The following is a 12281-nucleotide window of genomic DNA, read 5'->3' on the forward strand; positions in this document are numbered from 1 at the left end:
CATCAACAAGGGAGATCGGATCGCGGGTGGAACAGGATCTGGATCAGATCGAGATCGTCGGCGAAGCCAATGGCGACAGCCGTCGAACCCAGGCGGAACGCAGGGCCGAGTCCGACAGCCGCATGCTTCGCGCAGCGACACAATTGATCGCGAAGCATGGTTCCGCAGGGGTCAGTCTTGCGAAGATCGGGGTGGCTGCCGGGTACAGCCGCGGCCTGCCCACGGAGCGCTACGGTTCGAAATCCAATCTGCTCGAAGCCGTGATCGATGCCTCGGATGCCTGGTTTCAGCGGCGGCTGGCGGCACGGCTGGAGGGCCATTCCGGACTGGAGTCCCTGCGTGAGCGCGTGCGCGCGCACCTTGAGACGGTTCGGGAATCCAGGGTACCGACTGTCGCCCTCTTCCTGCTGATCATCGATTCTGCGGCGACCTTGCCCGAACTGCGCCCCAGGGTGCAGCGGCTGAACGAACGCTGGCGCCAGGGGATCCTGCGCGACCTCGAAACGGCCAGAGCGGCCGGTGCCTTGCCGGCCGAGCTGGACACGGAGAGGCACGCGACGCTGATCCTCTCCGCGATGCATGGTGTGGCTGTCCAGGCGCTGATCGGTCTTGGGGACGATGACATCATGACCGCGGCCGAAAGCATCATCAGGGAATTGATTGACGAAATCCCGCGACCGGGCTGATGCAGACGGACATGGCTTCACCGCGCGCAACACACTTGTGGCGGGAACGGGTCCAGGCTATTAATTTGCTGGTCAACAAACAAGTTTATGAGGCATGGCTGATTCCTCACCCTCGCGCCGTACCCAGTCCCAACGCCGCAACGATTCCGATCGCGAGATGCTGGCGGCGGCGATCCGGCTGATCGGTCGGCAGGGGTCAGTCGCCACCAGCCTGGCCCAGATCGGCCTGGAAGCCGGCTACAGCCGTGGCCTGCCCGCAGCGCGGTTCGGAACAAAACTGGCCTTGCTGGAAGAAGTCGTCGATGCCTCGGAGCGCTGGTTCGAGCGCCGCGTCGCCCGGCAGATCGGCGACAGGAAGGGGCTGGACGCCCTGTTCATCCGCATGAACACGCACCTGCAGGGCGCGCGCGATGATGCCTCCGGCACCATCACCGTCTATCAGCTCTACATGGAATCGATCGGCGCGATGCCGGAGCTGCGCCCACGCATGCGGGCCTATGGCGAGGCCTATCGACAGGGGTTCCGCCGCCACCTGGCAGAAGCCGAGGAGCGGGGCGAACTCCGGCCGGGCACGGATCTCGACCAGACGGCAACGACCATCCTGGGTGCGGTCCGGGGCGTGATCGTCCAGTCGCTCGTCGATGACGGCACGACCAATCTCGAAACCGCTGGAAAGCACCTGATCAGCCTTTTCAGGGAGGCGCTTTCTACAGGCATACCGACGGCGATCACGCCGTCTGAGTGAACGCAAGAAACTTGAGGGGAGAAGCAGCATGGACGTCAAATCAGAGATCGCCGGGAAGGTCTGGAAGATCGTCGCCGCCGTGGGGGACACGGTGGAGGAAGAGGACGAGATCATGATCCTGGAATCGATGAAGATGGAAATCCCGGTTGGCGCGCCCGGCAATGGGCGCATCACCGAGATCCTTGTCGAAGAGGCGGAAAGCGTTCAGGAGGGTCAGGTCGTCGCCCGCATCGGAACCTGACCGGACATGAGCACTCAATCCCCCGACGGGCAGGAAATCGCGGACGCCCGTGCCGCGCTTGAAGATGGTGCCCGGCCCCGGGCGGTCGAACGCCAGATGAAACGTGCCGAGATGACGGCGCGGCAGCGGATCGCCATGCTTTGCGATCCCGACAGCTTCCGGGAGATCGGCGGCCTGGTGCGCGACGATGACGGCACGCGGGAGGAGCGTCCCGCCGACGGCGTCGTCATGGGCTGCGCCCTTGTCGGCAACCGGCCCGCCGTCGTGCTGGCGCAGGATTTCACGGTGCACGGCGGATCCAGCGGCAAGCTCGGCAGTGCCAAGATCAGGCGCGCGATCCAGCAGGCAATGCGGGACGGCGCACCACTTGTCATGCTGCTGGACGGGGGTGGCCACCGCATCCAGGACGGCCAGGACTCCCGCCACTTCGCCAATGGCTCGCCCACATTCCACGACTTTGCGCGACTGTCGGGATGGGTGCCTGTGGTCTCAGTGATGATGGGGGCCGGGTTTGCCGGACCGACCAACTATGCCGGCATGTCCGATTTCGTTGTCATGGTGCGGGGTCAGTCCTGCATGGGGCTTGCCGGACCGGCACTGGTGAAGGCCGGCACGGGGGAGGAGATCGACATCCAGACACTGGGTGGTGCCGGCGCACAGGTCGATACCCACGGCCTCGCCCATCTGGGCGTGGACAGCGAGGCGGAGGCGCTCGGCGCCGTGCGCAGCTACCTCGGCCTGCTGCCCTCCAATGCCCGCGCGCCCCTGCCCTGTACCGCGCCTCCGCCCGATGACGACCGGCAGGCGCTGATGGCAAAGCTTGTCCCCGCCGACACGCGCAAGGCCTACGATGTGCGCAAGGTCATTGCCCGGCTGGTCGATCCCGACAGCCTGCTGGAGATCAAGCCGACCTTTGCGAAGAACGCGGTCACGGCCCTGGCCCGGCTGGATGGCCGACCGGTCGGCATCATTGCAAATCAGCCGATGCAGCTCGGCGGCATGCTGACATCCCCCGCCTGCGAGAAGATCGCGCACTTCGTGGCGGTCTGTGACGCGTTCGGCGTCCCGCTCGTCTATCTGATCGACGTGCCCGGGTTCTCCATCGGGTCATCGGCGGAGAAGAGCCTGCTGGGACGACGCAGCGCCCGCATGGTCTACGAGCTTGGCCATGCCACGGTTCCCAGGGTCTCCATTGTCCTGCGCAAGGGATACGGCCTCGGCTATATCGCCATGTGCGGTGGCCGCAGCTTCGATGCCGACGCCAGCCTGGCCTGGCCGACCTCCGAGATCTGCGCCATGTCGCTGGAGGGGGCGGCCAACGTCGCCTATCGCAAGGACATCGAGCGTGCGCCGGACCCGGACGAACGTCGCAAGGAGATCGTGGCGGAGATGCGTGCGCGTGTCAGCGCCCTGCGTGGTGCCGAAGGGCTGGGTGTCGATGACATCATCGAGCCCGAGGATACCCGCCGCCGCCTGATCGAGATCCTGGAACGGGCACCGGCCCGGCGTGAGAACGCGATGCCACCGAAATACCGATCCATCTCGCCGATCTGAAGCCCGGGGAGGATGCCGACGGGCATTGGGCGGACGATCAGCGAGATGGGTACCCCGCGAGTTGCGGGAAGCATGGATGGGGAGGGACTGACAGATGAAAGGCGACGAGACCGTCAGCGCGGCGTTTGCGGATCCGCGCATTCCGCCGCGTGACCAATGCGTCCTGCGACATCTGCTGGACCGGCTGGCGACGGAGACGCCGGACAGTCCCTTCGCATGGTTCGACGGGGGCACGCTCTGGTCCTTTGCGCGGACACGGGCCGAGGCTGCGCGAACAGGCAGCGGGCTGCAGCATCTGGGCGTGGCGCGTGGCGAGCGGGTGCTGGTATGGCTGCCCAACAGCCCGCTGATGCTGCGCTGCTGGTTCGGCATCAACTACATCGGCGCCACCTATGTGCCGGTGAACACCGCCTATCGCGGCAGCCTGCTGGAGCATGTGATCCGCAATGCCGATGCCCGGCTGATGATCGTGCATGCGGACCTGCTGGACCGCCTGTCCGACATCGACCTGTCGCGTCTGGAGCGGCTGGTGGTGGTTGGCGGCGCGGCGGAATTTCCGCGTCTGGCCTTGGAGGGGATCGATGCACTGGGGGCCATGGGTGACGAGCCGTCGCCCCTGGAACGCCCCATCGATCCGTGGGAGCTGCAGTCGATCATCTACACCTCTGGAACCACCGGTCCGTCGAAGGGTGTGCTGTCGTCGTACCTGCACCTCTACACCATGTCGGTCAGCGCGCGGGACTGGCTGGGTGCCGATGACCGCCGCCTGGTCAACCTGCCCCTGTTTCATGCGGGCGGCACCAGCGGAACCTACGGCATGCTGGCGAAGGGGGCGTCCATCGCGCTGGTGGATTCCTTCAAGACCGACACCTTCTGGGACACGATCCGCCGTTCCGGTTCGACCTGCCTCACCCTGCTGGGTGCGATGACACCGTTCCTGATGAAGGCCCCGCCAAGTCCGCAGGATCGCGATCACCCCCTGCGCAACGCCTTCATGGTCCCGCTGACGGAGGATGCGGCAGCGTTCAGCGAACGCTTCGGCGTCGACATCTACACAACCTTCAACATGACGGAGATCAGTTGCCAGCTCATGTCGGAGCGGAATCCGACCAAGGCCGGTTCCTGTGGCAAGGTCCGCGCCGGCGCATCCGTCCGCCTGGTCGATGACAATGACTGCGAGGTCGCAACGGGCGAGATCGGCGAGATGATCGTGCGCGATGAACGCCCCTGGGGCCTGAACCACGGCTACAACCGGAACCCGGAGGCAACGGCGAAGGCCTGGCGCAATGGCTGGTTCCATACCGGCGACCTGTTCCGCCGCGACGCCGACGGCACCTTCTATTTCGTTGACCGCGCCAAGGATGCGATCCGCCGCCGGGGCGAGAACATTTCCTCCTTCGAGGTGGAGAACGAGGTCAATGCCCACCCGGATGTCCGCGAGAGCGCGGCGGTGGGCGTTGCCAGCGAACTGGGGGAGGACGAACTGCTGGTCGTCATTGCCCCCGTGCCGGGCCGCACCGTGGACCCGCGCGACCTGCTCGAGTTCCTGCGCCCGCGCATGGCGCATTTCATGATCCCGCGTTTCATCCGTGTCCTGCAGGACCTGCCGAAGACCCCGACCCAGAAGGTACAGAAACACCTGCTGCGCGACGAAGGCGTCACCGCCGACACCTGGGACCGCGACAGGGCCGGCGTGAAGATCAGCCGCGACAGGCTCGGCACGCTCGCCTGACAGCATCAGACAGAGAACGGAAATGACCATGGACAAACCGGAACAGACGTCACCCGACACCCAGGTGCGGGCGGGGCTGCAGGCAGTGCTCGATGCCCATGCCGCAACGACCGACGCGGCGCGCAAGGCAGCGGTCGACAAGCAGCACGCGCGGGGCCGCTGCACCGCCCGGGAAGGCGTTGCGCAGCTTCTGGATGAAGGCAGCTTCGTCGAGTACGGCGGCCTGGCCAAACCGGCCACCAAGGGCATGCAGGGTGCCGCCGACGGGCTTGTCATGGGCACCGGCAAGGTCGATGGCCGCCCCGTCGTCATCGTCGCCTATGACTATACCGTCTATGCCGGGACGCAGAGCGCGGTGAACCACGGCAAGATCAGCCGCATGTTCCAGTATGCGGAGCGGCAGCGGCTGCCGGTGCTGTGCTGGCTGGATGGCGGCGGTGCCCGACCGCACGACATGTTCGTGCAGTCGATGAGCATGTCGACGACCTTCGTCACCTTCTCCCGCCTCTCCGGCCTCGCCCCGACTGTGGGCATCGTGCCGGGCCGGGCCTTTGCCGGACACGCCAACCTTGCGGGTCTCAGCGACTGCGCCATCGCCACGAAGAACGCATCCATGGGCATGGCGGGACCGCCGCTGGTGGAGGCCGCGCTGGGCATGAAGCTGACGCCGGAGGAGATCGGTCCGGCGGAGGTGCACATGAAGGCCGGTTCCATCGACCTGATGGCGGAAGATGATGCCGATGCCTGCCGTCTGGCGCGCCGCTACCTCTCCTACTTCACTGGTCCCGCAGAACCCGCCCCTGCCCCCGATCCGCAGAAGCTGCGCGATCTGGTGCCGGAAAGCCCGCGCCGCGCCTACGATGTACGCAAGGTGATCGAGGGGCTGGCCGATACGGACAGCGTGCTGGAGCTGAAACCTGCCTGGGGCCGGGCCATGGTGACCGCGCTGGCCCGGATCGACGGCCGTACCGTGGGTGTCGTTGCCAACCAGCCGATGTTTCTTGGCGGTGCCATGGACAGCCCGGCATGTGCCAAGTCGGCCCGCTTCGTCGAACTCTGCGACGCCTATGACATTCCCATCCTGCTGCTGTGCGACACGCCGGGCCTGATGGTCGGGCCGGAGATCGAGAAGACCGCACTGGTTCGCCACAGCGCGCGCCTGCTGTCCGCGCTGGCCAACGCGACCGTGCCGCTGATGACCGTGGTGCTGCGCAAGGCCTATGGTCTGGGCTACTACATCATGGGCTCCCGCCCGCTGCACCCGGCCATCCTGCTGGCCTGGCCGACCGCGGAGTTCGGGGGCATGGGTCTGGAGGGTGCGGCAAGCATCATCTTCAAGGCAGAACTCGAAGCCATCGCCGATCCGGCAGAACGCGCGGAGGCCCATCGTGCCTACACGGATGAGCTGAAGGCCTACAATACCAGCCTGCGGGTAGGGGAACGCTTCGGCTTCGACGATGTGATCGACCCCGTCGACACGCGCCAGATCCTTTCCGCCACCATGGACACCTTCCCCAGCCCGCCACAGCGCACCACCAAGAAGCTGACCATCGCCCCGATCTGAGCTGCTGTCCTGTTCCGTACCGTGATGTATCCGGAGCCGCCTTGCGGTATGTAGGGGAACAGCCCGGCTGATGCGAGAAGAGGAACTGACAGGGAAATGGTGGCCAGCAATGGGAACAGACGGGCGGAGTCGAAGGAGCGTGAGGGCGGGATCGATACCCGTCTGGCGCTGATTCTGGCGGCGGAGCGGATATTCTCCGAGGAGGGCATCTCCAACACTTCTCTGCGCCGCATCAATCAGGCTGCGGGGCAGCGCAACGAGAGCGCGATCCACTATTACTTCGGATCGCGCGAAGGCCTTGTTGCGGCGATCCTGGAACTGCGCACCACCCCGATCAATGCCGCCCGCGTCAGGCTGGTGCGGGAGGCGCGGGCGCGGCGCGGCACCCTGCCCCTGGAATCCCGCGACATAGCGGAAGCCATGACACGACCGCTGACCGACCATCTGCTCCGGAACCTGAACGACACCTGGTATCTGCGGTTCCAGAGCATGCTCTGGCTCGACCGGCCGATCTGGAAGCAGTTCGAGAAGGACGAGCGGACCGAAGGGCTGAAACTGATCCTCGATGCCCTGCTGGAGGCCAAGCCGTTCCTGCCCGAACGCCTTGTCAGGCATCGCTACAGCCTGGCCCTGCAGATGACAGCGAATGCCCTGGCCCGGGTCGAGCGCGCAGCCTCCGAGTCCGCCGAGGGCTGGGACGCACGGCGCGCGGAGCTGGAGTTCCTCAGCCTGGATGACGCCATCGTCGCGATCCTGGACTCGCAACCGTCGCCAGCGGTCGTGGCCGCACTGCGGGACTCCGGCGGTCTCTGAAATCGCGGTGATGCCTCTACGGCAACCGGAAGCTCGCTACGGCAATCTAATGTACATGGGTTAGACCCTGCTCGGCAGCACAACCGTCGTCTTTTTCCGGATATTGCAAATATCCATATATTTCTGATTATTAGACATCATCACCCCTCTGTCATCCGCATGCGGGCCGAGTCTGCAGAGAATCGTGCTTGCGAATACTGCACGACAGGATAACCTGTATGAGTTAATTCCGTACGCGGGCATACCCTGCGCATCGTTGAGACGTTCGACGACACAAACGCGACACTTCCGGGGAGGACAATATGGGAGCGTTCAATCACCTGCTGTCAGCGAAAGGCATGCTGACGGCTGCGACCCTTGGACTGGCACTGGGCTCGGCCCAGGCGACCCTGTTGCCGGGCACGGCCCAGGCGCAGGACAAGAAATTCCTGACCATGGCCAGCAACCCGCCGGGCACGACGGTGGGTCAGTTCATGATCGCTTTCGCCCAGGTGGTGCAGAAGAACCTGCCGATCGAGATCCAGGTCTCCACCGGCAAGCCGGCAACCAAGTCGGCCATCGACGCTGCGCTGCAGAAGGTGGACCTCTATACCGGTGCGCCCACCATCAACTGGTACATGCAGAACAAGACCGCGATGTTCGCCAAGGTCGACAACGCGCCGGAGATGAATGCCAACCTGCGCGGCATGATCAACTATCCGCTGGGCCCGTACCAGATCATCACCTTCGCCGATTCCGGCATCGAGACGCTGGCCGACATCAAGGGCCGCAAGGTCTTTCTCGGCCCCCCCGCCGGTGCCGCGACCAAGGTCATGACCGACGTCGTGGAGGCCGTGACGGGGCTGAAGCCGGACGAGGGCTACGAGGCCATGCGCTATGACTGGTCCTCCGCCGAGGTTGCCTTCCTGGATGGCCAGATGGACGTCTACATGGTGCCCACCAGCATTCCCAGCGCCCAGATCCAGCAGTTTGCCTTCGTCCGTGACATCCGCATTCTCGGCATACCCAAGAACGCGTTTGATCACGAGCTGATCCAGGCGGCGCTGAAGTATCCGGGCCGGACCATCTGGCAGATTCCGCCGGGTTCCTACGAGAACCAGGTCAATACGGAAGCAGTCGACACCATCGGTTCCTGGGTCGGCATCCAGACCCAGAAGTGGCTGGACGAGAAGACCGTCTACGACATGGTGAAGGCGTTCTTCGAGCATCTGGACGACATCCATGCCACCGCACCATGGATGAAGGCGATCACGCTGCAGACGGCGCTGAACGAGATGAACGTGCCGCTGCACATCGGCGCCTACCGTTACTACAAGGAACAGGGCGTCGAGATTCCGGCGGCGCTGGTTCCGCCTGAGGCCATGTGATCACCGACGCCTCCTGAACGACCGGGGTCTGTCGCCGCCGCGGCAGCCCCCACCCCTCCCAAAACTCAGGTGCGGCGGGCCAGTTTCTGGTCCCGCACGGGCAACCGGCTTGTCTGCCGCACCCCATCTTCCGGCGGAGCACAGACCCATGAGCATCGAGACGGAGGTCGTCAAACCCTCCGAATTCTTCTCCACCATCGCGCCCGGCATTCACCTGATTGGCGCCATGGGCAACAGCGTCGCCGTCGAGACAACCAACGGCGTGGTACAGGTGGATACCGGCGGCGGTCGCCGCATGCCGGGCCGCATGATCGCGAAGCTGCGCAGCGTCACCGATCTGCCGGTCCATGCCATCCTCTACAGCCACGGTCACCTGGGCTACAACTTCGGCATCCCCGCCTATCAGGCCCACGCGGAGGAGCGCGGCGACCCGCCCCCGCGCCTGATCGCCCACGCCAATCTGGTGCTCCGCTATGACCGCTACATCGAGACTGCGGGCCTGCAGGAACATCTGAACCGGATGCAGTTCCCCGATGGCGGCCTAGGCAACAACATCTCCGCCGACCAGTTCTGCTATCCCACCGAGACCTTCACCGACAGCCTGACCATCGACGGCGGCAACCGACAGATCGAGGTGTTTCACGCCCCGTCGGAGACCGATGACGCCATCGGCTTCTGGATCTCGGAGGAGCGCGTGCTCTATGGCGGCTCGGCCGTCATCCAGTCCTGCCCCAATGTCGGCACGCCGCTGCGCACCATCCGAGACGCCATCCGCTGGGCCGAAACGCTGGAGGCCATGATCGCCCGCGAACCGGACCTGCTGATCCCCGAATGGGGCCAGCCGCTGGAGGGCAAGGAACAGATTGCCGACGTCCTGGGCGTCGGCGCGCGGTCGCTCCGCTACCTGCGCACGGCGGTCGTGGAGCGGATGAACGCCGGCATGACCGACCACGAGATCATCCACGACATGGAATACCCGCCGGAGATCTTCGAACACCCGGCCATGAAACCGATCTACGGCTGCCCCGAATATATCGTGCGCGACATCTACCGGGCAGAGAACGGCTGGTGGACCAGCCGCAACCCGACCGACCTGCATCCCGGCAAACCCGACGACGTCGCCGCCGCCCTGCTCGCCGCCATCTCCGACCGTGAAACCGTCCTGAAGACCGCCCGGAGCCTGCGCGACAGCGGCCAGCCCCAACTGGCCCTGCACGTCCTTGATCTGCTGGCGCAGGGTCCGGTGGCGGACGCCGACGTGCGCGCCGCACGGGAGATGAAGGCCGACCTGCTGGAGAGCTTCGGCCAGGAGCATCCGTCCGTGGTCAGCCGAAACATCTACCGGTCGGGGGCGAAGCGGTTGCGGGGGTAAGTGGAGGCAACGACGCGCCCCCGCTCGGCTGACAGCGAACCGTCAGCGCCTCCGGGGCCGCGTCATCCCCCCTATCCCTGCCCCAATTCAGGCGATGTAGGCATCCGGGTCGAGGCCGGAAGTGCGCGCGGTCTCGACAATGTCGTCCCATGCCTGACGCGCCAGAGGCAGGCCGCTGGCGAGCCGTTCGGCCATCAGTCGCCGCTCCGGCTCGCCCGGAACCAGGACCTCCCCGCCGGGCTCGGTCGGCACGGCGGATTTCACGAAGGCCAGATAGTCCAGAACCTCCGCCGCGAAGCTGTCACCCATTTCGCGTGGCGCGCCGTCCATTGCCTTCAGGTCGATGTAGAACGACAGCATGCCATTGCAGAACCGGCGGCGTTCCGGTTCATCCAGCTTGCCCGCTGTCCCCGACCCGGTCAGCGCACCGGCCATGACCTCCATCATGAAATTCAGGCCAAAGCCCTTGTGATCGCCAAAGGCCCGCAATGCGCCCGGCCCCTGCGACGGATCGGGATAGATGCTGTCCCCGGTCTCGCCATAGAGCGGGCGCGGGTCCGAGGTGATGGTGCCGTCACTGTCCACCAGCGCACCCGGCGGCAGCGGCTTGCCCCCCTTCAGCGCCACGAGCGCCTTTCCCTCGGCAACCAGCGAGGTCGCGAAATCCAGCACGATATGATCGCTGCCCTCGATGGGTGCGCCAATGCAGAACGGGTTGGTGCTGCTGCGACGGCTGACACCGCCAAACGGCGCCACCAGCAGCGAGCCGCGCACGTTCACCATGTGCACCGAGACCAGCCCCGCGTCAGCCGCCCGCTCGGCCCAGTCGCCGATCCGGCCGATGTGACCGGAGTTGCGCAGCGCGACCATCGAGACACCCTGCGACCGCGCCTTCTCGATACCGATATCGACCGCCTGTTCGCCGATGGTCTGGCCGAAGCCATATTGCCCGTCGACGATGGCGATGCCCGGCTGGTCCGACAGGACGCGCAGCTTCTGGTTCGGCACCTGTATGCCTTCCCTGGCCCACTGCACGTAGCGCGGGATGCGGATCACGCCATGACTGTCATGGCCGCGAAGGTTCGCGCCCGCCAGTCTGGTGACGATGGTCCGGGCCTCGACAGGTTCACTGCCGGCGGCTTCGAAGATCGCTGCACCAAGCGCATGCATGACCTCCACCGGCACGAATACCCGGTCACCCTCTTCTCTGATCTTGCTCACACGGCCCTCCCCGGCTGTCCGATTCCCGTCACCGTCAGTCGATGCTCTCGACACGTCCGCTGGCATAAAGGTCTTCGATGTGTCCCGGCACGCCGAGCCCACCCGCAACCGCCGCCATCATCTCGTCTTCCTTGGCCCGGATGTCCACAAGCCGGGCGATGACCGCGTCGATCCTGCCGAAGGGCACCACGACGACACCGTCCACATCGCCGATCAGCAGGTCACCGGCATTGACCTGAACACCGCCCAGGTTGATGGGCATATTGACCGTACCGGGGCCGTTCTTCGCCGGTGAGTTGGGGGTCACCGCGGCGCAGAAACAGGGCAGTCCGACATCAAGGATGCCCGGTGTGTCCCGCACGGCACCATCGGTGACCAGCGCGACGGCACCCCGGTTCTTCGCCATGTGCAACACAAGATCACCAATGACCGCGGTCTCCAGGAACGCGTCCGTGGCCGCCACGATCACATCGTCCGGCCCCACCTGCGGCAGCGCGGCCAGGACCGCCAGATTGTCGGCAGGCCCGGCGTGGCAGGTCACGGCCACACCGCAGAAGCTGCTTGCATCCGGATCGACCGGCTTGATGGTGAACGACAGGGCGCCCCGGCCATCCATGGCATCGACCACAAAGCCCGTCGGCACCCCACGCAGCGCCTCGATCTGCGCATCGGTCGGACGCGGCGGGTTGCGCTTCAGCCGTATCAGCGGCGGGTCATCAATCATGCGTTTCTCTCTCCCTCAAACCTGCCGCCGGGGAGCTATGACCACCCGGCGATGAAAGCAATCTGTCGCTGCTCTGGATCCATCGTACGCGACAACTGCCGGGTGGAGAATGGCTGGTGGGCATGTCGTAGTGCGAATGAATTGATCCACACGAAATGATTGGTGGCTCGTTCACAATTGCAGCCTCGATTTTCAAAGATACTGCGGCCCAGCGACTCGCCCCAACGACATTCACACTTCCCGTGCCGGGGTCCGGACCCTA

Annotated in this window: 11 protein-coding genes; 9 read left to right on the forward strand and 2 right to left on the reverse strand. The window is 65.4% G+C overall.

All coding sequences use genetic code 11. The features are described from left to right. Positions 1–26: 26 nt before the first annotated feature. The 9 genes from QGV54_RS09860 to QGV54_RS09900 all read left to right on the forward strand — a co-directional run bounded on the left by QGV54_RS09860 (position 27) and on the right by QGV54_RS09900 (position 10074). Positions 27–686 (forward strand): TetR/AcrR family transcriptional regulator, encoded by a 660-nt coding sequence (locus tag QGV54_RS09860; protein ID WP_281017007.1) that lies wholly within the window; start codon positions 27–29, stop codon positions 684–686. A gap of 94 nt (positions 687–780) precedes the next feature. Next, on the forward strand, positions 781–1431 hold the full coding sequence (locus QGV54_RS09865; protein ID WP_281017006.1) for a TetR/AcrR family transcriptional regulator: 651 nt from the start codon (positions 781–783) through the stop codon (positions 1429–1431). Positions 1432–1459: 28 nt separating this feature from the next. Then, positions 1460–1672 carry an acetyl-CoA carboxylase biotin carboxyl carrier protein subunit gene (locus tag QGV54_RS09870; RefSeq protein WP_281017005.1) on the forward strand — a complete coding sequence of 71 codons (213 nt, stop codon included), beginning with the start codon at positions 1460–1462 and terminating at the stop codon, positions 1670–1672. Between the two features lie 6 nt (positions 1673–1678). Further along, positions 1679–3226 carry a carboxyl transferase domain-containing protein gene (locus tag QGV54_RS09875; RefSeq protein ID WP_281017004.1) on the forward strand — a complete coding sequence of 516 codons (1548 nt, stop codon included), beginning with the start codon at positions 1679–1681 and terminating at the stop codon, positions 3224–3226. Positions 3227–3320: 94 nt separating this feature from the next. Next, positions 3321–4958 (forward strand): AMP-binding protein, encoded by a 1638-nt coding sequence (locus tag QGV54_RS09880; protein ID WP_281017003.1) that lies wholly within the window; start codon positions 3321–3323, stop codon positions 4956–4958. 28 nt (positions 4959–4986) lie between these two features. Then, positions 4987–6522 carry a carboxyl transferase domain-containing protein gene (locus QGV54_RS09885; protein ID WP_281017002.1) on the forward strand — a complete coding sequence of 512 codons (1536 nt, stop codon included), beginning with the start codon at positions 4987–4989 and terminating at the stop codon, positions 6520–6522. A 96-nt stretch (positions 6523–6618) separates the two neighbouring features. Beyond that, positions 6619–7335, forward strand: a complete 717-nt coding sequence (locus QGV54_RS09890) for a helix-turn-helix domain-containing protein (RefSeq protein WP_281017001.1) — start codon at positions 6619–6621, stop codon at positions 7333–7335. Positions 7336–7637: 302 nt separating this feature from the next. Next, positions 7638–8702 (forward strand): TAXI family TRAP transporter solute-binding subunit, encoded by a 1065-nt coding sequence (locus QGV54_RS09895; protein WP_281017000.1) that lies wholly within the window; start codon positions 7638–7640, stop codon positions 8700–8702. A 148-nt stretch (positions 8703–8850) separates the two neighbouring features. Next, a complete protein-coding gene (locus tag QGV54_RS09900; protein WP_281016999.1) occupies positions 8851–10074 on the forward strand; it encodes an alkyl sulfatase dimerization domain-containing protein in 1224 nt (407 codons plus the stop codon). Between the two features lie 87 nt (positions 10075–10161). Here the strand turns inward: QGV54_RS09900 and QGV54_RS09905 are convergent, their stop codons facing one another. Together QGV54_RS09905 and QGV54_RS09910 are read right to left on the reverse strand one after the other, a co-directional pair. Then, positions 10162–11295 (reverse strand): Ldh family oxidoreductase, encoded by a 1134-nt coding sequence (locus tag QGV54_RS09905; RefSeq protein WP_281016998.1) that lies wholly within the window; start codon positions 11293–11295, stop codon positions 10162–10164. A gap of 34 nt (positions 11296–11329) precedes the next feature. After that, entirely contained in the window at positions 11330–12019 is a 690-nt protein-coding gene (locus QGV54_RS09910; RefSeq protein ID WP_281016997.1) for a hypothetical protein, read from the reverse strand. Positions 12020–12281 lie beyond the last annotated feature (262 nt).

It is taken from the genome of Minwuia sp. IMCC3060 (assembly GCF_029909435.1).
Taxonomy (GTDB): Bacteria; Pseudomonadota; Alphaproteobacteria; order Minwuiales; family Minwuiaceae; genus Minwuia.

Coding starts and splice junctions, on each gene's coding strand:
- QGV54_RS09900 (WP_281016999.1), top strand. CDS start 8,851: ATGAGCATCGAGACGGAGGTCGTCAAACCCTCCGAATTCTTCTCCACC.
- QGV54_RS09885 (WP_281017002.1), top strand. CDS start 4,987: ATGGACAAACCGGAACAGACGTCACCCGACACCCAGGTGCGGGCGGGG.
- QGV54_RS09865 (WP_281017006.1), top strand. CDS start 781: ATGGCTGATTCCTCACCCTCGCGCCGTACCCAGTCCCAACGCCGCAAC.
- QGV54_RS09870 (WP_281017005.1), top strand. CDS start 1,460: ATGGACGTCAAATCAGAGATCGCCGGGAAGGTCTGGAAGATCGTCGCC.
- QGV54_RS09890 (WP_281017001.1), top strand. CDS start 6,619: ATGGTGGCCAGCAATGGGAACAGACGGGCGGAGTCGAAGGAGCGTGAG.
- QGV54_RS09895 (WP_281017000.1), top strand. CDS start 7,638: ATGGGAGCGTTCAATCACCTGCTGTCAGCGAAAGGCATGCTGACGGCT.
- QGV54_RS09880 (WP_281017003.1), top strand. CDS start 3,321: ATGAAAGGCGACGAGACCGTCAGCGCGGCGTTTGCGGATCCGCGCATT.
- QGV54_RS09910 (WP_281016997.1), bottom strand. CDS start 12,019: ATGATTGATGACCCGCCGCTGATACGGCTGAAGCGCAACCCGCCGCGT.
- QGV54_RS09875 (WP_281017004.1), top strand. CDS start 1,679: ATGAGCACTCAATCCCCCGACGGGCAGGAAATCGCGGACGCCCGTGCC.